Annotated in this window: 19 protein-coding genes, 1 pseudogene and 1 other annotated feature; of the genes and pseudogenes, 16 read left to right on the top strand and 4 right to left on the bottom strand. The window is 55.8% G+C overall.

Annotation, left to right across the window (positions count from 1 at the left end; genetic code table 11):
- Nucleotides 1-2: 2 nt before the first annotated feature.
- From yidD to rpmH, 3 genes are read right to left on the bottom strand one after another with little or no spacing between them, the layout of a single operon-like run.
- Nucleotides 3-260: a membrane protein insertion efficiency factor YidD gene (yidD, locus tag HMPREF3140_RS09085; protein WP_004151536.1), complete on the bottom strand. Its 258-nt coding sequence runs from the start codon at nucleotides 258-260 to the stop codon at nucleotides 3-5.
- On the bottom strand, nucleotides 224-583 hold the full coding sequence (rnpA, locus tag HMPREF3140_RS27160) for a ribonuclease P protein component (protein WP_004151535.1): 360 nt from the start codon (nucleotides 581-583) through the stop codon (nucleotides 224-226). Before rnpA ends, yidD begins: the two co-directional genes overlap by 37 nt.
- Before the next feature lie 15 nt (nucleotides 584-598).
- Nucleotides 599-739 carry a 50S ribosomal protein L34 gene (rpmH, locus tag HMPREF3140_RS09075; RefSeq protein WP_000831330.1) on the bottom strand — a complete coding sequence of 47 codons (141 nt, stop codon included), beginning with the start codon at nucleotides 737-739 and terminating at the stop codon, nucleotides 599-601.
- A 621-nt stretch (nucleotides 740-1,360) separates the two neighbouring features.
- Between rpmH and dnaA the strand changes: the two genes are divergently transcribed.
- From dnaA to HMPREF3140_RS09010, 13 genes are all read left to right on the top strand, one after another.
- Nucleotides 1,361-2,764: a chromosomal replication initiator protein DnaA gene (gene dnaA / locus HMPREF3140_RS09070; protein WP_004151534.1), complete on the top strand. Its 1,404-nt coding sequence runs from the start codon at nucleotides 1,361-1,363 to the stop codon at nucleotides 2,762-2,764.
- A 4-nt stretch (nucleotides 2,765-2,768) separates the two neighbouring features.
- Entirely contained in the window at nucleotides 2,769-3,869 is a 1,101-nt protein-coding gene (dnaN, locus tag HMPREF3140_RS09065; RefSeq protein WP_004145090.1) for a DNA polymerase III subunit beta, read from the top strand.
- Between the two features lie 207 nt (nucleotides 3,870-4,076).
- Entirely contained in the window at nucleotides 4,077-5,150 is a 1,074-nt protein-coding gene (gene recF, locus HMPREF3140_RS09060; RefSeq protein ID WP_004150293.1) for a DNA replication/repair protein RecF, read from the top strand.
- A 28-nt stretch (nucleotides 5,151-5,178) separates the two neighbouring features.
- A complete protein-coding gene (gyrB, locus tag HMPREF3140_RS09055; RefSeq protein ID WP_004173845.1) occupies nucleotides 5,179-7,593 on the top strand; it encodes a DNA topoisomerase (ATP-hydrolyzing) subunit B in 2,415 nt (804 codons plus the stop codon).
- 201 nt (nucleotides 7,594-7,794) lie between these two features.
- Nucleotides 7,795-8,607 carry a sugar-phosphatase gene (gene yidA / locus HMPREF3140_RS09050; protein ID WP_004151530.1) on the top strand — a complete coding sequence of 271 codons (813 nt, stop codon included), beginning with the start codon at nucleotides 7,795-7,797 and terminating at the stop codon, nucleotides 8,605-8,607.
- A 149-nt stretch (nucleotides 8,608-8,756) separates the two neighbouring features.
- Nucleotides 8,757-9,839: a porin family protein gene (locus HMPREF3140_RS09045; protein WP_073972708.1), complete on the top strand. Its 1,083-nt coding sequence runs from the start codon at nucleotides 8,757-8,759 to the stop codon at nucleotides 9,837-9,839.
- Nucleotides 9,836-10,969 (top strand): BamA/TamA family outer membrane protein, encoded by a 1,134-nt coding sequence (locus HMPREF3140_RS09040; protein WP_021313055.1) that lies wholly within the window; start codon nucleotides 9,836-9,838, stop codon nucleotides 10,967-10,969. The genes HMPREF3140_RS09045 and HMPREF3140_RS09040 overlap by 4 nt, the downstream gene beginning before the upstream one ends.
- A 229-nt stretch (nucleotides 10,970-11,198) precedes the next feature.
- The gene (dgoR, locus tag HMPREF3140_RS09035) at nucleotides 11,199-11,888 is read left to right on the top strand and encodes a D-galactonate utilization transcriptional regulator DgoR (RefSeq protein WP_004145084.1); all 690 of its coding nucleotides are present in this window, start codon (nucleotides 11,199-11,201) and stop codon (nucleotides 11,886-11,888) included.
- Nucleotides 11,885-12,763 (top strand): 2-dehydro-3-deoxygalactonokinase, encoded by an 879-nt coding sequence (locus HMPREF3140_RS09030; protein WP_004145083.1) that lies wholly within the window; start codon nucleotides 11,885-11,887, stop codon nucleotides 12,761-12,763. Before dgoR ends, HMPREF3140_RS09030 begins: the two co-directional genes overlap by 4 nt.
- On the top strand, nucleotides 12,747-13,364 hold the full coding sequence (locus tag HMPREF3140_RS09025; RefSeq protein ID WP_004145082.1) for a 2-dehydro-3-deoxy-6-phosphogalactonate aldolase: 618 nt from the start codon (nucleotides 12,747-12,749) through the stop codon (nucleotides 13,362-13,364). The genes HMPREF3140_RS09030 and HMPREF3140_RS09025 overlap by 17 nt, the downstream gene beginning before the upstream one ends.
- Entirely contained in the window at nucleotides 13,361-14,509 is a 1,149-nt protein-coding gene (dgoD, locus tag HMPREF3140_RS09020; protein ID WP_004150286.1) for a galactonate dehydratase, read from the top strand. Before HMPREF3140_RS09025 ends, dgoD begins: the two co-directional genes overlap by 4 nt.
- Before the next feature lie 177 nt (nucleotides 14,510-14,686).
- Nucleotides 14,687-16,024: an MFS transporter gene (locus HMPREF3140_RS09015; RefSeq protein WP_004150285.1), complete on the top strand. Its 1,338-nt coding sequence runs from the start codon at nucleotides 14,687-14,689 to the stop codon at nucleotides 16,022-16,024.
- A gap of 51 nt (nucleotides 16,025-16,075) precedes the next feature.
- Nucleotides 16,076-17,302, top strand: coding sequence for a DUF3748 domain-containing protein (locus HMPREF3140_RS09010; protein ID WP_070552941.1), 1,227 nt, complete (start codon nucleotides 16,076-16,078; stop codon nucleotides 17,300-17,302).
- A gap of 1 nt (nucleotide 17,303) precedes the next feature.
- On the opposite strand, the gene HMPREF3140_RS09005 is transcribed toward HMPREF3140_RS09010, so the two are convergent.
- Nucleotides 17,304-17,636: a YceK/YidQ family lipoprotein gene (locus HMPREF3140_RS09005; protein WP_004151524.1), complete on the bottom strand. Its 333-nt coding sequence runs from the start codon at nucleotides 17,634-17,636 to the stop codon at nucleotides 17,304-17,306.
- 245 nt (nucleotides 17,637-17,881) lie between these two features.
- Nucleotides 17,882-17,957, top strand: a sequence feature (ROSE (Repression Of Heat Shock gene Expression) occurs in the 5'-region of heat shock genes and acts as an RNA thermometer to modulate expression.).
- Here HMPREF3140_RS09005 and ibpA point away from each other — a divergent pair.
- From ibpA to dinD, 3 genes and pseudogenes are all read left to right on the top strand, one after another.
- Entirely contained in the window at nucleotides 17,951-18,364 is a 414-nt protein-coding gene (gene ibpA, locus HMPREF3140_RS09000; protein ID WP_004151523.1) for a small heat shock chaperone IbpA, read from the top strand. Its footprint overlaps the feature before it by 7 nt.
- A gap of 116 nt (nucleotides 18,365-18,480) precedes the next feature.
- Nucleotides 18,481-18,909 (top strand): small heat shock chaperone IbpB, encoded by a 429-nt coding sequence (gene ibpB, locus HMPREF3140_RS08995; RefSeq protein WP_004145074.1) that lies wholly within the window; start codon nucleotides 18,481-18,483, stop codon nucleotides 18,907-18,909.
- A 136-nt stretch (nucleotides 18,910-19,045) separates the two neighbouring features.
- Nucleotides 19,046-19,870, top strand: a pseudogene (dinD, locus tag HMPREF3140_RS28265) (DNA damage-inducible protein D).
- The last annotated feature ends 82 nt before the right edge of the window (nucleotides 19,871-19,952 follow it).

The following is a 19,952-nucleotide window of genomic DNA, read 5'->3' as shown; positions in this document are numbered from 1 at the left end:
CGTTAGTGTTCTCTGGTATCAAATGGTCCAGGCGGGACGGGATCGTCACCACCAGGGTGTAAAGGGTGGCATTTTAATACGCGTTTCATCGTCAACCAACTGCCTTTTATCACTCCAAACCTGCGTAAGGCCTCAATTCCGTATTGAGAACAGGTTGGGGTGAAACGACAATGCGGCCCGAGTAGCGGACTAATCAGGCGCTGATAAACTCGAATCAGGCCGATCAGGACCCGCGAGCCAGGCGACAATGGCGGCGCCATAATTTTTCCAACGCTTCCGAGAGAGCACGGTTATCGAGGTCGGCAACCCCTCTTTTCGCCACCACCACGAAATCCATTGGCGGGAGTTCATGTTGACGCAAACGAAAACTTTCACGCGTCAGACGTTTAATCCGATTGCGTTCATGTGCGCGTTTCACGTTTTTCTTGGCGACGGTGAGACCGATGCGGGGATGCCCCAGCGAATTCAGGCGGCCGAGGATGGTGATTTGCGGCGTGCCAGCCCGTTGTGGCTGCTGGAAGACGAAAGTGAAATGACTGGGAGTTAACAAGCGTAACTCCCTGGGAAATGCGAGCTTAACCACGCAGGGTTAGCTTTATTACTTGGAAACGGTCAGACGAGCGCGGCCTTTAGCACGACGACGTGCCAGAACCTGACGACCATTTTTAGTAGCCATACGAGCACGGAAGCCGTGAGAACGGTTGCGCTTCAGTACAGACGGTTGAAAAGTGCGTTTCATGGCGATTTCTACCTAAACTTGAATAAATTCACTGACTTTTGCGTAGACCCGAACGAACTTCGAACGACTTACGCCTCAGCGTGGGTGATTAAAGAGGCCGGATTGTAATAATTGTACACTCCGGAGTCAATTCTCTTTCCTTATTTCTCGCACCTCGTCGCACAAAAAATAAGCTGAGACGCGTGACGAAAACGGGCATTACGCGCCGGGTGGGGGATTATACGGCCTGGCCAGTAAAGCGCAAGGATCCGCAAGGATCTTTATTAGATCGTTTCCGCCCAAAAGCGGCATAGCTCATTAATTTTTCCAATATGCGGCGGAAATCGTGCTTCACTCCCCGCAGGATCGATTACACTTACCCGGTTTCGATCCTTCCTGTGGATAAATCGGGAAGAATCTGTTGAGAAACACAAGATCTCTTTCTCAGTTTAGGCTATGATCCCCGGTCCCGATCGCGATCCCCGGATCCGCAGCGGGTAATAACCGCAGATAGCGGTTCGCACGTCACCCCTTTTGTGCAGGGGCTTTTCGGCTAATGCAGGGTCTTGTCGACGTGTGCCAACAATCACGATTGTTTCAGTTTTTCTTTGATATCGATTTTATGTTCGAGTGGAGTCCGCCGTGTCACTTTCGCTTTGGCAGCAGTGTCTTGCCCGATTGCAGGATGAGTTACCAGCCACAGAATTCAGCATGTGGATCCGCCCATTGCAGGCGGAACTGAGCGATAACACGCTGGCACTGTATGCGCCAAACCGTTTTGTGCTCGACTGGGTAAGGGACAAATACCTCAATAATATCAATGGACTCCTCAATGATTTTTGCGGTGCGGACGCCCCGCAGCTGCGTTTTGAGGTGGGCGCTAAGCCCGCCAGCTCGCTGCAGAAAGGGGCGGTAAGCCCGGCTGCAGCGGCCATTCCGGCGGCGCAGGTGCAGACCGCGCGCGCGGCGCCGACGATCGTGCGCCCTGGCTGGGATAATGTCCCGGCGCCGGCGGAGCCGACCTACCGCTCTAACGTTAACGTGAAACACACGTTTGATAACTTCGTCGAAGGTAAATCTAACCAGCTGGCCCGCGCGGCGGCGCGTCAGGTGGCGGATAACCCGGGCGGCGCCTACAACCCCCTGTTCCTCTATGGCGGGACGGGTCTGGGTAAAACTCACCTGCTGCACGCGGTGGGGAACGGCATTGTGGCGCGTAAGCCGAACGCGAAAGTGGTCTATATGCACTCCGAGCGTTTCGTTCAGGACATGGTTAAAGCGCTGCAGAACAACGCCATCGAAGAGTTTAAGCGTTACTACCGCTCCGTTGACGCCCTGCTGATCGATGACATTCAGTTCTTTGCCAATAAAGAACGATCCCAGGAAGAGTTTTTCCACACCTTCAATGCGCTGCTGGAAGGTAATCAGCAGATCATCCTGACGTCGGATCGTTATCCAAAAGAGATCAACGGCGTTGAGGATCGTCTAAAATCCCGCTTCGGCTGGGGGCTGACGGTGGCGATCGAGCCGCCGGAGCTGGAAACCCGCGTCGCGATCCTGATGAAAAAAGCTGACGAGAACGACATCCGCCTGCCGGGCGAAGTGGCGTTCTTTATTGCCAAGCGTCTGCGCTCGAACGTGCGTGAGCTGGAGGGGGCGCTGAACCGCGTTATCGCCAACGCCAACTTCACCGGCCGGGCGATCACCATCGATTTCGTGCGCGAAGCGCTGCGCGATCTGCTGGCGCTGCAGGAAAAACTGGTCACCATCGACAATATTCAAAAGACGGTGGCGGAGTACTACAAGATTAAGGTAGCGGACCTGCTGTCCAAACGCCGCTCCCGTTCGGTGGCGCGTCCTCGCCAGATGGCGATGGCGCTGGCCAAAGAGCTGACCAACCACAGCCTGCCGGAAATCGGCGATGCGTTTGGCGGCCGAGACCATACCACCGTGCTGCACGCCTGCCGCAAGATTGAGCAGCTGCGTGAAGAAAGCCACGACATTAAAGAAGATTTTTCCAATTTAATCAGAACATTATCCTCGTGACGCTATGAAATTTACCGTAGAACGTGAACATTTATTAAAACCGCTGCAACAGGTGAGCGGTCCGTTAGGTGGTCGTCCGACGCTGCCCATTCTCGGTAACCTGCTGCTTCAGGTCGCGGACGGCGCGCTGTCGCTGACCGGTACCGATCTTGAAATGGAGATGGTGGCGCGCGTGGCGCTGGTTCAGCCGCACGAAGCGGGCGCAACGACCGTTCCGGCACGGAAATTCTTTGATATCTGCCGCGGCCTGCCGGAAGGCGCGGAGATCGCGGTTCAGTTGGAAGGCGATCGCATGCTGGTGCGTTCCGGCCGCAGCCGCTTCTCGCTGTCGACCCTGCCCGCCGCCGATTTCCCGAATCTGGATGACTGGCAGAGTGAAGTGGAGTTTACCCTGCCGCAGGCGACCATGAAGCGTCTGATCGAAGCCACCCAGTTCTCGATGGCGCACCAGGATGTTCGTTACTACTTAAACGGCATGCTGTTTGAAACCGAAGGCAGCGAACTGCGCACGGTGGCCACCGATGGTCACCGCCTGGCGGTCTGTTCGATGCCGCTGGAAGCGTCGCTGCCGAACCATTCGGTGATCGTGCCGCGTAAAGGGGTGATTGAGCTGATGCGGATGCTCGACGGCGGCGATACCCCGCTGCGCGTGCAGATTGGCAGCAACAATATCCGCGCCCACGTTGGCGATTTTATCTTCACCTCTAAGCTGGTTGATGGCCGTTTCCCGGATTATCGCCGCGTATTGCCGAAAAATCCGGATAAACACCTCGAAGCGGGCTGCGATATTCTGAAGCAGGCTTTTGCGCGCGCGGCGATTCTCTCCAACGAGAAATTCCGCGGCGTGCGGCTGTACGTTAGCGAAAACCAGCTGAAAATCACCGCCAATAACCCGGAACAGGAAGAAGCGGAAGAGATTCTGGATGTGACCTACGCCGGAACGGAGATGGAGATTGGCTTCAACGTTAGCTATGTGCTGGATGTGCTGAATGCGCTGAAGTGCGAGAATGTACGCATTCTGCTGACGGATTCGGTGTCGAGCGTGCAGATTGAGGATGCGGCCTCTCAATCCGCAGCCTACGTTGTCATGCCTATGCGATTGTAGAATCTGCAAAGGGGCTGGTTTACTTGCCATTTCGCCTTCCGGCAGTGCTCGACAAAACGCTATGCGTTTTGGACGTCTGTAAGACGGTCCGAAGGACGAGCGGAGCGAGCAAATGCTCACGTACTTCGTGTACGCTCCGCTTTCTGCGCGCTGGCGGTAGACGAACTGGCTGCGACACCCACGCCCCTTGAATGATGACGAGCTGATATGTCGCTATCCCGACTTCTAATCAAAGATTTCCGCAATATTGAACATGCGGATCTCGCTTTATCTCCCGGCTTTAACTTCCTGGTTGGCGCGAACGGCAGCGGCAAAACCAGCGTGCTGGAAGCTATCTACACGCTTGGCCACGGCCGGGCATTTCGCAGTTTGCAAATTGGCCGAGTGATCCGCCACGAGCAGGATGCGTTTGTTCTGCATGGCCGTCTGCAGGGTGAAGAGCGGGAAACCGCCATCGGCCTGACCAAAGACAAACAGGGCGACAGCAAGGTGCGTATCGACGGCACCGACGGCCACAAAGTGGCGGAGCTGGCGCACCTGATGCCGATGCAGCTGATTACGCCGGAGGGGTTTACTTTACTCAACGGCGGCCCCAAATACAGAAGAGCATTCCTTGACTGGGGATGCTTTCATAACGAAGCCGGATTCTTCACCGCCTGGAGCAATCTGAAGCGCCTGGTCAAGCAGCGCAACGCCGCGCTGCGTCAGGTCAGCCGCTATGCCCAGCTGCGGCCTTGGGATCTGGAATTAATCCCGCTGGCGGAGCAGATCAGCCGCTGGCGTGCCGAATACAGCGCCGCTATCGTCGAAGACATGGCGGATACCTGTCAGCAATTTTTACCGGAATTCACGCTCACCTTCTCTTTCCAGCGCGGCTGGGAAAAAGAGACCGACTACGCGGAGGTGCTGGAGCGGAATTTCGAGCGCGACAGAATGTTAACCTACACCGCCCACGGCCCGCATAAAGCGGATTTTCGCATTCGCGCCGACGGGGCGCCGGTGGAAGATACCTTGTCGCGCGGGCAGCTTAAGCTGCTGATGTGCGCCCTGCGTCTGGCGCAAGGAGAGTTCCTCACCCGCGTCAGCGGGCGGCGCTGCCTGTACCTGATAGATGATTTTGCCTCGGAACTTGATGATGCCCGCCGCGGTCTGTTATCCAGCCGCCTGAAAGCGACGCAGTCGCAGGTTTTCGTCAGCGCGATCAGCGCTGAACACGTTATGGACATGTCGGACAAAAATTCGAAGATGTTCCGCGTGGAAAAAGGTAAAATAACGGATTAACCCAAGATAAAATGAGCGAGAAACGTTGATGTCGAATTCTTATGACTCCTCCAGTATCAAAGTCCTGAAAGGGCTGGATGCGGTGCGTAAGCGCCCGGGTATGTATATCGGCGACACGGATGACGGCACCGGTCTGCACCACATGGTATTCGAGGTTGTGGATAACGCTATCGACGAAGCGCTCGCGGGTTACTGCAAAGATATCGTTGTCACCATCCACAGCGATAACTCCGTCTCCGTCCAGGATGACGGCCGCGGCATCCCGACCGGCATTCACCCGGAAGAGGGCGTCTCCGCAGCGGAAGTTATCATGACCGTCCTGCACGCTGGCGGTAAATTCGATGATAACTCCTATAAAGTTTCCGGCGGTCTGCACGGCGTAGGCGTCTCGGTGGTTAACGCCCTGTCGCAGAAGCTGGAGCTGGTTATCCAGCGCGATAACAAAGTTCACAAGCAGATGTACGAACACGGTGTGCCGCAGGCACCGCTGGCCGTGACTGGCGAAACCGACAAAACCGGCACCATGGTGCGTTTCTGGCCAAGCCTGGAAACCTTCACCAATGTCACCGAATTTGAATATGACATCCTGGCGAAACGCCTGCGCGAGCTGTCGTTCCTGAACTCCGGCGTCTCTATCCGCCTGCGCGATAAGCGCGACGGCAAAGAAGACCATTTCCACTACGAAGGCGGCATCAAGGCGTTCGTTGAGTATCTCAATAAGAACAAAACGCCGATCCACCCGAATATTTTCTATTTCTCCACCGAAAAAGACGGTATCGGCGTGGAAGTGGCCCTGCAGTGGAACGACGGCTTCCAGGAAAACATCTACTGCTTTACCAACAACATTCCGCAGCGTGACGGCGGTACTCACCTCGCCGGCTTCCGCGCGGCGATGACCCGTACCCTTAACGCCTATATGGACAAAGAGGGCTACAGCAAAAAAGCGAAAGTCAGCGCCACCGGCGACGATGCGCGTGAAGGCCTGATTGCCGTGGTATCCGTGAAGGTGCCGGATCCGAAATTCTCCTCGCAGACCAAAGACAAGCTGGTCTCCTCCGAGGTGAAATCGGCGGTGGAGCAGCAGATGAACGAACTGCTGAGCGAATACCTGCTGGAAAACCCATCCGATGCGAAAATCGTGGTCGGCAAAATTATTGACGCCGCGCGCGCCCGTGAGGCCGCACGTCGCGCTCGTGAGATGACTCGTCGTAAAGGCGCGCTGGATCTGGCAGGCCTGCCGGGTAAACTGGCGGATTGCCAGGAGCGCGACCCGGCGCTGTCCGAACTGTACCTGGTGGAAGGGGACTCCGCGGGCGGCTCTGCTAAACAGGGTCGTAACCGCAAGAACCAGGCGATCCTGCCGCTGAAGGGTAAAATCCTTAACGTTGAGAAAGCCCGCTTCGATAAAATGCTCTCTTCCCAGGAAGTGGCGACGCTGATCACCGCGCTGGGCTGCGGTATCGGTCGCGATGAGTACAATCCGGATAAACTGCGCTACCACAGCATCATCATCATGACCGATGCGGACGTCGACGGCTCGCACATTCGTACCCTGCTGTTGACCTTCTTCTATCGTCAGATGCCGGAGATCGTCGAGCGCGGCCACGTCTACATTGCCCAGCCGCCGCTGTACAAAGTGAAGAAAGGCAAGCAGGAACAGTACATTAAAGACGACGAAGCGATGGATCAGTATCAGATCTCCATCGCGCTCGACGGTGCGACCCTGCACACCAACGCCAATGCGCCGGCGCTGGCGGGCGAACCGCTGGAAAAACTGGTTGCCGAGTTCAATGCCACCCAGAAAATGATTGGCCGCATGGAGCGCCGCTTCCCGAAAGCGCTGCTGAAAGAGCTTATCTATCAGCCGACCCTGACCGAGGCCGACCTGGCGGACGAGCAGAAGGTGACCCGCTGGGTGAACACCCTGGTCTCCGAGCTGAACGAGAAAGAACAGCACGGCAGCCAGTGGAAATTCGATCTCCACGAGAACAAAGAACTGCAGCATTTTGAGCCGGTTATTCGCGTACGTACCCACGGCGTGGATACCGACTATCCGCTGGATAACGAGTTCATTATGGGGCCGGAATATCGTCGTATTTGTGCCCTGGGCGAGAAACTGCGCGGCCTGATGGAAGAAGATGCTTACATCGAGCGCGGCGAACGTCGTCAGCCGGTAGCCAGCTTCGAGCAGGCTCTGGACTGGCTGGTGAAAGAGTCCCGTCGCGGTCTCTCCATCCAGCGCTATAAAGGTCTGGGCGAGATGAACCCGGATCAGCTGTGGGAAACCACCATGGATCCGGACAGCCGTCGCATGTTGCGCGTGACCGTCAAGGATGCCATCGCTGCCGATCAGCTGTTCACCACCCTGATGGGCGATGCCGTTGAGCCGCGTCGCGCGTTTATCGAAGAGAATGCCCTGAAAGCGGCGAATATCGATATTTAAGCCGCATGTTTCCCGGTAACGAGTTTTACCGGGGCAACAGGATGTATAAGCCCGGTCGCATCGCGCGATCGGGCTTTTCTTTTGCCGCTAAAAGGGGAATCCGCTGCTGCGGTTCCATCCCCCTTTCTGGCCGACACTTTTACTGTTTTTTGAGCGGAATCGCGTTAGCATGAGGGGAGACTCATCTTACCCGGGGACCCTATGGCTATTAAACTGATTGCAATCGATATGGACGGCACGCTGCTGCTGCCCGACCATACCATCTCTCCAGCGGTGAAAGCCGCCATCGCCGCGGCGCGCGAGCGCGGTGTTAACGTAGTGCTGACCACCGGTCGCCCTTACGCTGGCGTCCACAGCTATCTGAAAGAGCTGCATATGGAGCAGCCGGGTGATTACTGCATTACCTACAATGGCGCGCTGGTGCAGAAGGCTGGTGACGGAAGCACCGTCGCGCAAACCGCGCTGAGCTATGACGACTATCGCTTCCTTGAGCAGCTCTCCCGCGAGGTCGGCTCCCACTTCCATGCGCTGGATCGCAATACGCTGTATACCGCGAACCGCGATATCAGCTACTACACCGTCCACGAATCCTATGTGGCAACCATTCCGCTGGTGTTCTGCGAAGCGGAGAAAATGGATCCTGAGATCCAGCTGCTGAAAGTGATGATGATTGATGAGCCGGCAATCCTCGACCAGGCCATCGCCCGTATTCCGGCGGAAGTGAAAGAGAAGTACACCGTGCTGAAAAGTGCGCCTTACTTCCTCGAAATACTGGATAAACGCGTCAATAAAGGCACTGGCGTGAAGTCGCTGGCCGATGCGCTGGGCATCAAGCCGGAAGAGATTATGGCGATTGGCGATCAGGAAAATGATATCGCGATGATTGAATTTGCCGGCGTCGGCGTGGCAATGGATAACGCCATTCCTGCGGTCAAAGAAGCGGCGAACTTCATCACCAAATCGAACCTTGAAGATGGCGTTGCCTTCGCCATTGAAAAATACGTTTTAGCGTAAACTTCTTTCCGGCCCGGCGTTCGCCGGGTCTGTCTTCTCTTTTTTCATGAACAGATGTTAATCCGCATTTAAATCCCTCAATCCTTGCAGGGGATTCTATAAGCTACCCGCCCTCTTTTTAGCAACTCAGAACTAACATCATACTTTTCATGAATATATACCACCGTTTGATGTTGGTTACGCTGCCATTCGCCTCTGTTCAGATTTGCGCGGCCGCGGAACCAACGGCGCCGCTCGAACCGGCGTATGCCTATCACGGCGCAGAGCCCGCGGATCTGCCGGCGCCAGAAAGTCGCCAGCCTGCGGCCGCAGCATCGTCCTCGCTACTCCCTTTGCTAGGCGATGAGGCCAGAAAGCGCGGCTACGTCCTGCCGCTGCCGTTTGGCGTCAGCATTAACTATATGGATATGCGGCAGAATATTAATGTCGACAGCATAAACTTCACCGGGCTGTCGCTGGATGGCCGCAATATCGATTGCAGTAAGGATCCTGTCTGCAAGCACGCCGTGAATAACATTTTCGCTAATGGGCCGGTCTCGCTGGATAACGCTTTCCAGATTGGCGTTGGTCATACGCGGGAAAGCAGCAAAACCGAGACGCTCAAGCTGGATGCCTGGCTGCTGCCGTTTATGAACGTTTATGGCCTGGTGGGGCACACCGAAGGGCATTCAATTTCGCAGATAGCTGTCGGCCTGAAGGGACCGAACGGTAAAGTGGTGCCCCTGCCGGGGATGCAGGATCTCGACTTTCGTCTCGATTTTAAAGGTACTACCTACGGGATGGGCACCACCCTGGTGGGCGGCGTCGGCAATTGGTTTACCGTGCTGGACGCCAACTACACGCAAACGCGCTTTGATATCCTCGACGGCAGCATCGATGCGCTTACCTTTTCGCCGCGCGTTGGCTATCGTTTCAGTACGCCATCGGTCGATGCGCTGCATCTCCCCGCCGGAAAGCTAAATCTGTGGGTTGGCAGCATGTATCAGGATGTGCAGCAGGAGTTTAAAGGCAGCCTCAGCGATCTCTCGATGCCGTCGCCGATGCTGCAGAATATGGTTAATCTGGCCAACCAGGACAATAACGGTCGCTTCGATGTGAAGCAGCATCTGCAGTCGCCATGGAACGTTCTGGTGGGCGCGCAATACGAGCTGACGCAGAATTTTAATATTACTACCGAGTTTGGCTTTGCCGAACGTAACAGTTTCTTTATTGCCGGCGAGTATCGCTTTTGAGCCGACTGTTTATCACTTTTCTGCTGCTGATGGCCTGCCCGACAGGCAGCCAGGCCGAGGCGCTCAGCCGCGAGAAAATCGACGGCTGGCTGCAGCATCTCGGCGCCAGCGATAAGTTCGACGCCAGCAAAGGCATCGACTGGGGCGTGATGCCCGGTCCGTTCTATACGCCGGAACTAGGGTTGGGCATTGGCACCGCTGTCGTCGGCCTGTATCGTCCCGACCCGCAGGATACCACCAGCCAGAACTCGACCCTGACGCTCAGCGGCTACGCCAGCTCTACCGGCGCCTTTGGCCTCAGCGTGAAAAACTACACCTTTTTCGATCGTGATCTGTGGCGCGTTTTTGTCGAAGGGTCGATAGCCAATACGCCCACTTATTATTGGGGGCAGGGTTTTCATGCCGGGGATAAAGACAATGAAAAAGAGAAGTATACCGCCCAGGTACTGACCCTGCGACCCACCCTTTATCGGCAGCTTATCGATCATGTTTATCTCGGGGCGGGATGGTCGCTGGCGGCGCAGAATGCCGATGAGATGGACCATGACGATCGGCCGAAGATAGAAAACACTCCACAGGGGCCGTCGGTATTCAGCTCCGGCGCCAGCATCGATATTAACTGGGACGATCGCGACTTTGTCCCTAACCCGCGCCGGGGTCAGTATGCCAACCTCCGCTATACCCACTATGCGCCCGGATTAGGTAGCGATACCCGCTTTGAGGAATTTCAGCTGCACTATAGCCATTATCATGCCCTGAGCGAGAAAAGCGTGCTCGCCTGGGAGGCCGATGGCGCCTTCACCCAGGGCGAGGTACCGTGGAGCATGATGCCGCTGCTCGGCAGCGATGAACGGATGCGCGGCTACTACCAGGGGCGCTACCGGGATAAAAACGTCGTCAGCGGCCAGCTGGAATACCGCCGGCAGCTCACCTGGCGGCACGGGATTGTCGCCTGGGCAGGAGCGGGAACCATGGGGCCCTCACTGTCGTCGCTGAATAATGGCCGCTGGCTGCCTTCGGCGGGCGTTGGCTACCGCTTTGAATTCAAACCTCGCGTTAATGTTCGCCTCGACTACGGTATCGGCAATGGCAGCAGCGGCTTTTACTTCCAGGTCGGCGAAGCGTTTTAACGCCTCCTCCCCTTAATTTTCTCTCTTATCGCCTCTTGCCAGGGCCGCTGCGCTTTAATTTTCATGAATTGTTCTTTTTGTGATCCAAATTGTAGTACAACACAATAATGTTGTACTACATTACGCTCATGTTGATAACGTACAGCATCACGTTAGTAGTACAAACATGAGGCGAAATTCAGCAGCGACGGTAAAGTAGAGCAGTACACATAGAGCACAAGGACTCTCCATGACTCTCAATAAGACCGATCGCATTGTGATCTCGCTGGGCAAACAGATCGTCAGCGGTAAATACGTCCCGGGTTCGGCGCTTCCGGCCGAAGCGGAACTCTGTGAGGAGTTTGAAACCTCGCGCAACATCATTCGTGAAGTGTTTCGTTCCCTGATGGCGAAGCGGCTGATTGAAATGAAGCGCTATCGCGGCGCGTTTGTCGCTCCCAGAAACCAGTGGAACTACCTCGACACCGAGGTGCTGCAGTGGGTACTGGAAAATGACTATGACCCGCGTCTTATCAGCGCGATGAGTGAAGTGCGCAACCTGGTTGAACCCGCCATTGCCCGTTGGGCGGCGGAACGCGCCACCTCAAGCGATCTGGCGGAAATCGAGTCGGCGCTCAATGACATGATCGCCAACAACCAAAACCGGGATGCCTTTAACGAAGCGGATATTCGCTACCACGAGGCGGTGCTGCAGTCAGTACATAACCCGGTTTTGCAGCAGCTTAGCGTGGCGATCAGTTCGCTGCAGCGGGCGGTATTTGAACGGACCTGGATGGGCGATGAAGGCAACATGCCGAAAACCCTCCAGGAACATAAAGCGCTATTTGACGCCATTCGGCATCAGGATAGCGACGCGGCGGAGCAGGCGGCGTTGACGATGATCGCCAGCTCGACACGAAGGCTTAAGGAAATCACATGACGGCTCGCTACATCGCAATAGATTGGGGATCGACGAATTTACGCGCCTGGCTTTATCAGGGCGAAGAATGCCTGGAAAGCAGGCAATCTGAAGCAGGCGTAACGCGCCTGAATGGTCGCTCTCCCGCTGCGGTGTTAGCGGAAATCACACAGCACTGGCGCGATGGCGCCACACCGGTGGTGATGGCAGGGATGGTCGGCAGCAACGTGGGCTGGAAAATCGCCCCTTATTTGCCGCTTCCTGCCGCTTTCTCGGATATTGGCCAGCAGTTAACTGCCGTTGGCGACAATATCTGGATAATTCCCGGCCTTTGCGTTTCCCGTGACGATAACCATAACGTCATGCGTGGGGAAGAAACGCAGCTGCTGGGCGCTCGCGCCTTAGCCCCTTCGTCTGTCTACGTGATGCCGGGAACCCACTGCAAGTGGGTACTGGCCGATCGCCGGCAAATTCACGATTTTCGTACCGTTTTGACCGGTGAATTGCATCATCTGTTGCTTCAGCACTCGCTGGTGGGCGCCGGCTTACCGCCGCAGGAAACGTCCGCTGCCGCATTCGCGGCAGGTCTGCAGCGCGGTATCAACAACCCCGCCGTCCTGCCGCAGCTGTTTGAAGTTCGCGCTTCGCACGTGCTGGGCGCGCTGCCTCGCGAGCAGGTTAGCGAATTTCTTTCCGGACTGCTGATTGGCGCTGAAGTTGCCACCCTCAGCGACACATTCGCCGGACAGCAGGCGATCAGTCTCGTCGCTGGGTCATCGTTAACATCCCGCTATCAGCAGGCATTCGCCGCCATTGGCCGCGAAGTCAGCGCGGTTGCGGGCGATACGGCATTTCAGACAGGAATAAGGAGCATCGCTTATGCAGTGGCAAACTAACCTTCCACTTATCGCTATCCTGCGCGGTATTACGCCAGACGAGGCGCTGGCTCACGTTGGCGCCGTTATCGACGCCGGTTTCGACGCGGTTGAAATCCCGCTGAACTCGCCGCAGTGGGAGAAAAGTATTCCGCAGGTCGTCGACGCTTACGGCGAGCAGGCGCTTATCGGCGCGGGCACGGTGCTGCAACCGGAGCAGGTCGACAGGCTGGCGGCCATGGGCTGTCGGCTGATTGTGACGCCAAACATTCAACCGGAAGTGATCCGGCGAGCGGTGGGTTACGGCATGACCGTGTGTCCAGGCTGCGCCACCGCCAGCGAAGCCTTTAGCGCGCTCGATGCCGGCGCGCAGGCGCTAAAAATCTTCCCGTCATCGGCTTTTGGCCCGGATTACATCAAAGCGTTGAAAGCCGTGCTGCCGCCCGAGGTTCCGGTCTTTGCCGTTGGCGGCGTGACGCCGGAAAACCTGGCGCAGTGGATTAATGCCGGCTGTGTTGGGGCAGGATTGGGTAGCGATCTCTATCGTGCCGGCCAGTCGGTTGAACGTACCGCGCAGCAGGCAGCCGCATTCGTAAAAGCGTATCGAGAGGCAGTGAAATGAAAATAACCAATATCACCACGTACCGTTTACCTCCGCGTTGGATGTTCCTGAAGATTGAAACCGATGAAGGCATCGTCGGCTGGGGCGAACCGGTGATTGAAGGGCGCGCCCGTACGGTGGAGGCAGCCGTTCATGAATTTGGCGATTACCTGATTGGTCAGGATCCGGCGCGGATTAATGACCTGTGGCAGGTAATGTACCGCGGCGGCTTTTATCGCGGCGGCCCGATTATGATGAGCGCTATCGCCGGTATTGATCAGGCGCTATGGGATATTAAAGGTAAGGTCCTGAATGCCCCGGTGTGGCAACTGATGGGCGGGCTGGTGCGCGACAAAATTAAAGCCTATAGCTGGGTGGGCGGCGACCGCCCCGCCGAAGTGATTGACGGGATTAAGAAGCTGCGCGGCATTGGTTTCGACACCTTTAAATTAAACGGCTGCGAAGAGATGGGTATAATTGATAATTCCCGCGCGGTTGATGCCGCGGTGAATACCGTGGCGCAAATCCGTGAAGCGTTTGGCAATGAAATTGAGTTTGGTCTCGATTTTCACGGCCGCGTTAGCGCGCCGATGGCTAAGGTATTAATTAAAGAGCTGGAGCCATATCGCCCATTATTTATTGAGGAGCCGGTATTAGCCGAGCAGGCGGAATATTATCCGCGGCTGGCGGCGCAAACCCATATTCCCATTGCCGCCGGCGAACGTATGTTTTCGCGCTTTGAATTTAAACGGGTCCTGGAAGCGGGCGGGGTGGCTATTTTACAACCCGATCTGTCGCACGCAGGCGGTATTACCGAATGCTATAAAATTGCCGGCATGGCGGAAGCCTATGACGTTGGGCTGGCGCCGCACTGTCCGCTGGGGCCGATCGCGCTGGCAGCCTGTCTGCACGTTGATTTCGTTTCGCATAACGCGGTCTTCCAGGAGCAGAGCATGGGGATCCATTACAACAAAGGCGCCGAACTGCTTGATTTTGTGAAAAACAAAGAAGATTTCAATATGGAAGGCGGCTTCTTTAAACCTCTGATGAAGCCGGGGCTGGGCGTGGAAATTGATGAGGCCCGCGTGATTGAGTTAAGTAAAAACGCGCCGGACTGGCGAAATCCGTTGTGGCGGTATGAGGATGGATCTGTCGCCGAATGGTAAATGCGCGTCATACTTCGCACTGGTGATGCGTTGGCTGCATTTTCTTACCCTGGTCACATACTATTGTATGCTCCCAGGGATGCGAAAATTTGCCGCCTTTCCCCAGCACGAATTATTTAGCGCATCGCAACATAGTTATTAATAAAAAACAAAAACACCCTCTGTAAATTACCGGGCATGGTGAGCGGCTTCGCTATGCCCAAAATCTGGAGACAGATTGCGATGGATATTTCAGTTACCGCTGTAAAAACCGGGCGTCGCCGTTATCTGACGCTCATCATGATCTTTATTACCGTGGTTATTTGTTATGTTGACCGTGCCAACCTCGCCGTCGCCTCGGCGCATATTCAGGAGGAGTTTGGTATTAGCAAAGCGGAAATGGGCTACGTATTTTCCGCCTTTGCCTGGCTGTATACCCTCTGCCAGATCCCTGGCGGTTGGTTCCTTGACCGCGTGGGATCCAGGCTTACCTACTTTATCGCTATATTTGGCTGGTCGGTGGCGACGTTGCTACAAGGCTTCGCCACCGGTTTAATGTCGCTTATCGGTTTACGCGCCATTACCGGCATCTTCGAAGCGCCAGCCTTCCCGACCAACAACCGCATGGTGACCAGCTGGTTCCCGGAGCACGAGCGCGCTTCCGCCGTCGGGTTTTATACCTCGGGGCAATTTGTTGGCCTGGCCTTCCTCACGCCGCTGCTGATCTGGATCCAGGAGCTATTGAGCTGGCACTGGGTATTTATCGTTACCGGCGGTATCGGCATTATCTGGTCGCTGATCTGGTTCAAGGTTTATCAACCGCCGCGCCTGACTAAAAGCATCAGTAAAGCCGAACTCGACTATATCCGCGACGGCGGCGGCCTGGTGGATGGCGATGCGCCGGTGAAGAAAGAGGCGCGTCAACCGTTATCGAAAGCGGACTGGAAGCTGGTTTTTCACCGCAAGCTGGTTGGCGTTTACCTTGGACAGTTCGCGGTAACCTCGACGCTGTGGTTCTTCCTGACCTGGTTTCCGAACTACTTAACCCAGGAAAAAGGCATCACCGCGCTGAAGGCCGGCTTTATGACCACGGTGCCCTTCCTCGCCGCGTTTTTTGGCGTCCTGCTGTCTGGTTGGCTGGCGGATAAGCTGGTGAAAAAAGGCTACTCGCTGGGCGTGGCGCGCAAAACGCCGATCATCTGTGGACTGTTGATCTCCACCTGCATCATGGGGGCAAACTACACCAACGACCCCATCTGGATCATGGCGCTGATGGCGCTGGCGTTCTTCGGTAACGGTTTTGCGTCTATCACCTGGTCGCTGGTCTCCTCCCTGGCGCCGATGCGCCTGATCGGCCTGACCGGCGGGGTGTTTAACTTTGTTGGCGGCCTGGGCGGCATCACCGTCCCGCTGGTGATTGGCTATCTGGCGCAGGATTACGGCTTTGGCCCGGCGCTGGTTTATATCTCCGTGGTGGCGTTAATAGGCGCGCTGTCTTATATCCTGCTGGTCGGCGATGTGAAACGTGTAGGCTAATTTTTTGCGATACGCTACCCTGATGCGTAAGTCTCGCATCAGGGTATCGTCATGAAACAAGTCACTTTTGCTCCCCGTCATCACCAGCTTACCAATATTAATACCTGGACTCCCGACAGCCAGTGGCTGGTATTCGACGTTCGTCCGTCCGGCGCATCGTTTACCGGCGAAACCATTGAGCGAGTGAACGTAAACAGCGGTACTGTGGAGACCATTTATCGTGCCACGCAGGGCGCGCACGTGGGCGTGGTAACCGTGCATCCAACCCAGGAGCGCTATGTGTTTATTCATGGCCCCGAGCGGCCGGATGCGCAGTGGCAGTATGATTTTCATCATCGCCGCGGGGTGGTGGCCTTTCAGGGGACTGTCGAGAATCTGGACGCCATGGACATTACCCCCCCCTACACGCCCGGCGCGCTGCGCGGCGGCAGCCACGTCCATGTCTATAGCCCCAACGGTCAGTTTGTCAGTTTTACCTACAACGATCACGTGCTGCACGAGCGCGATCCGGCGCTGGATCTGCGCAACGTCGGCGTGGCGGCGCCCTATGGACCCGTGACGCCGCAGGGACAGCATCCGCGCGAATATGGCGGCAGCCACTGGTGCGTGCTGGTAAGCCGCACGACGCCGGCACCCGCGCCGGGCAGCGATGAGATTAATCGCGCCTATGAGGAGGGCTGGGTCGGGAACCATACTCTGGCGTTTATTGGCGATACGCTGGCGGAAAATGGCGATAAAGTGCCTGAGCTGTTTATTGTCGATCTGCCGCAGGATGAAGCCGGCTGGAAGCAGCCTGGCGGGGCGCCGCTGGCCGGTACCGCAACCACAATGCCGGCGCCGCCGGCGGGCGTCAGCCAGCGTCGTTTGACCTTCACCCACCATCGCCGCTACCCGGGACTGGTGAACGTCCCGCGCCACTGGGTGCGCGCCAATCCCCAGGCGACGGCGATAGCCTTTCTGATGCGCGACGACGCCGGCGTAGTGCAGCTGTGGCTTATTTCCCCGCAGGGGGGCGAGCCGCGGCAGTTGACGCATCACGCGTCGGGTATCCAGTCGGCGTTTAACTGGCATCCGTCGGGAGAGTGGCTGGGTTTTGCGCTGGAGGATCGGATTGCCTGCTGCCATGCCGGTACGGGAGATATCACCTTTTTAACCGATACGCATGCGCATGCGCCCTCGGCGGACGCGATCGTCTTTTCGCCAGACGGTAAACAGATTGCCTGGATGGAGGAGGTGGACGGTTATCGTCAGCTGTGGGTTACGCAGACCGGACGATAACTTACTGGGCAGGCATCGGCGCTGGCGGGATCACCGAGTTGGTCGCCAGCGTAGCCTTCTCGCTCTTTTCGACCCGAGATTTGATTGAGCTGTCGGTGCGGAACATATCCCACGGCAGCAGCAGGGTATCCATGACGGCGGTGAACGGCATGTCCAGCGCCACCAGCGATTTCACACCCCAGTTGGTATCGCTGTCCCCCAGCGTTTGCGCACTGGATCGCGTGCCCGGATAGGTTCCCTCTTTGCCACCGGTATGTGACATTACGCTGGAGCAACCGCTCAGGCTTATTATCCCGCTGAACAGGACCAGCTTTAACAGTCGTCTGCTTTTCATTGTTCTTCCATTGTCGTTTCGGGCGTTGAGATAACCTTTCAGCGGTTATATCGGGCCATCCCGTGAATGCATAGTGTTATTGCGCCGCACTGTGGCGGGCATCGCACTTTGCTTTTTGTGCTCCTCCACCCAGTCTAAGCAATCATCGATAAACTGCAAAAAAAATTGCCCTCAATCCCTTGAAAAGCACGGGGAGAAACCCATTTTATAGGTGTAACCCACTGAGAATACGCCTGAGGGGTATTCCGGATTACCGCGGCCTGTCCACGATGGAAGGTCATTTGATTCTCGCTGATTTTCAGGAGCTATTTACTATGCGTAACTTCGATCTTTCCCCGCTATATCGTTCAGCCATTGGTTTCGACCGCCTGTTCAACCTGCTGGAAAACAATCAAAGCCAGAGCAACGGCGGCTACCCTCCGTATAACGTCGAGCTGGTAGACGAAAACCACTATCGCATCGCTATCGCGGTGGCTGGCTTTGCTGAAAGCGAGCTGGAGATCACTGCCCAGGACAATCTGCTGATCGTCAAAGGCGCCCACGCCGCCGAGCAGAAAGAGCGGACCTACCTGTATCAGGGGATCGCCGAGCGCAACTTCGAGCGCAAATTCCAGCTGGCGGAAAACATTCACGTCCGCGGCGCCAATCTGGTGAACGGCCTGCTGTATATCGATCTGGAACGGGTGATCCCGGAAGCGAACAAGCCGCGCCGCATCGAAATCAACTAATTGTCCGTTTCAGGCCGCGTGGCGGCCTGATGTAACAACCTGCTCGCCGTCAGGGAGCAGATGCGAATTTACAGAATTCGCAGGTATTCACTCGCTTCTTAGAAGGAGAAAACAGTATGCGTAACTACGATTTATCCCCCCTGCTGCGTCAATGGATCGGTTTTGACAAACTGGCCAGCGCCCTGCAAACCGCCGGTGAAAGCCAAAGCTTCCCGCCTTATAACATCGAAAAAAGCGACGATAACCACTACCGCATTACCCTTGCGCTGGCCGGTTTCCGTCAGGAAGATCTGGATATTCAACTGGAAGGCACCCGTCTGGTGGTGAAAGGCACGCCGCAGCAGCCGGAAAAAGAGACCACATGGCTGCACCAGGGGTTGGTGAGCCAGGCCTTCAGCCTGAGCTTCACCCTCGCCGACAACATGGAGGTCTCTGGCGCGACCTTCACCAATGGCCTGCTGCATATCGATCTGACCCGCAATGAGCCTGAGCAGATCGCCCCGCAGCGTATCGCCATCAGCGAACGACCGGCATTAAATAGTTAATTAAGCGAATAACTTATAAGGCCCCGATTTTCGGGGCTTTTTTGTGTGCGAGAGCACAATAAACTTCCTTGCTGCAACGGGTGTTTCAGTTTAAAAAACAATCATACTTTGGGACTCACTCAAACAAGGATACGTTATGAACGAACAGCAGCCATTTGAAGCGATTAGAAAGAGCGATGAGGCGGGGCGGGAGTATTGGTCTGCCCGCAACCTTGGTCCCCTGCTTGACTATAAAGAGTGGCGGAATTTTTATAAGGTCATTGCAAAAGCGATAATTTCATGTGAGGCGAGTGGTCATCCCTCGGCAGACCATTTTGTTGAAACCAACAAAATGGTCGAATTAGGTTCTGGCGCCAGCAGGAATCTTGAAGATTTCCACCTCTCACGCTACGCCTGCTATCTGGTAGTGCAAAATGGCGATCCGTCGAAACCGGTGATTGCTGCGGGGCAAACGTACTTTGCCTTGCAAACCCGGCGCCAGGAATTGCAAGATGATCAAATATTTAAGTCTCTACGAGAGGATGAAAAGTGACTGTTCCTGCACAATGAGCTCAAAGAGCATAATAAACATCTGGTTGAAACGGCCCAACGTGCTGGTGTTGAGACGACTCTTGATTTTGCTGTCTTTCAAAACCATGGTTATAAAGGTCTCTATGGTGGTCTTGACCAAAAAGCAATCCATGAGCGTAAGGGCCTAAAGAAAAGCCAAAAAATACTCGACTATATGGGATCGACTGAGCTCGCGGCCAACCTGTTTCGTGCTACCCAAACGGAAGAAAAACTACGTCGGGACGCGGTTGATTCGAAGCAACTCGCCAACAAAATGCATTATGACGTAGGGCAAAAAGTACGCCAGACTATTAAAGACCTGGGTGGCACTATGCCTGAAGCACTTCCTTCCCCGGAGAAAAGTATTCAGCAACTCACTATCGCAGCGAAAAATAAGAACGCGCCTGAATAGCGTATCTTACTCCATGATTATTGTGCGCCAGGCAGCATACAATCCGCCTGGCCGCGGTCATAATCCCTGTTAATAATAATGT

The organism is Klebsiella sp. HMSC16A12 (genome assembly GCF_001808265.1).
Classification (GTDB): Bacteria; Pseudomonadota; Gammaproteobacteria; order Enterobacterales; family Enterobacteriaceae; genus Klebsiella; species Klebsiella pneumoniae.
Note: the sequence above shows the minus strand (reverse complement) of the source record. Positions and strands in the feature narration are given on the sequence as shown.

Bases quoted from the DNA above. Each gene is read 5' to 3' on its own strand.
- yidD (WP_004151536.1), bottom strand. From the start codon at position 260: ATGGCGCCGCCATTGTCGCCTGGCTCGCGGGTCCTGATCGGCCTGATT.
- rpmH (WP_000831330.1), bottom strand. From the start codon at position 739: ATGAAACGCACTTTTCAACCGTCTGTACTGAAGCGCAACCGTTCTCAC.
- dnaN (WP_004145090.1), top strand. From the start codon at position 2,769: ATGAAATTTACCGTAGAACGTGAACATTTATTAAAACCGCTGCAACAG.
- recF (WP_004150293.1), top strand. From the start codon at position 4,077: ATGTCGCTATCCCGACTTCTAATCAAAGATTTCCGCAATATTGAACAT.
- gyrB (WP_004173845.1), top strand. From the start codon at position 5,179: ATGTCGAATTCTTATGACTCCTCCAGTATCAAAGTCCTGAAAGGGCTG.
- yidA (WP_004151530.1), top strand. From the start codon at position 7,795: ATGGCTATTAAACTGATTGCAATCGATATGGACGGCACGCTGCTGCTG.
- HMPREF3140_RS09045 (WP_073972708.1), top strand. From the start codon at position 8,757: ATGAATATATACCACCGTTTGATGTTGGTTACGCTGCCATTCGCCTCT.
- dgoR (WP_004145084.1), top strand. From the start codon at position 11,199: ATGACTCTCAATAAGACCGATCGCATTGTGATCTCGCTGGGCAAACAG.
- HMPREF3140_RS09030 (WP_004145083.1), top strand. From the start codon at position 11,885: ATGACGGCTCGCTACATCGCAATAGATTGGGGATCGACGAATTTACGC.
- HMPREF3140_RS09025 (WP_004145082.1), top strand. From the start codon at position 12,747: ATGCAGTGGCAAACTAACCTTCCACTTATCGCTATCCTGCGCGGTATT.
- dgoD (WP_004150286.1), top strand. From the start codon at position 13,361: ATGAAAATAACCAATATCACCACGTACCGTTTACCTCCGCGTTGGATG.
- HMPREF3140_RS09015 (WP_004150285.1), top strand. From the start codon at position 14,687: ATGGTGAGCGGCTTCGCTATGCCCAAAATCTGGAGACAGATTGCGATG.
- HMPREF3140_RS09010 (WP_070552941.1), top strand. From the start codon at position 16,076: ATGAAACAAGTCACTTTTGCTCCCCGTCATCACCAGCTTACCAATATT.
- HMPREF3140_RS09005 (WP_004151524.1), bottom strand. From the start codon at position 17,636: ATGAAAAGCAGACGACTGTTAAAGCTGGTCCTGTTCAGCGGGATAATA.
- ibpA (WP_004151523.1), top strand. From the start codon at position 17,951: ATGCGTAACTTCGATCTTTCCCCGCTATATCGTTCAGCCATTGGTTTC.
- ibpB (WP_004145074.1), top strand. From the start codon at position 18,481: ATGCGTAACTACGATTTATCCCCCCTGCTGCGTCAATGGATCGGTTTT.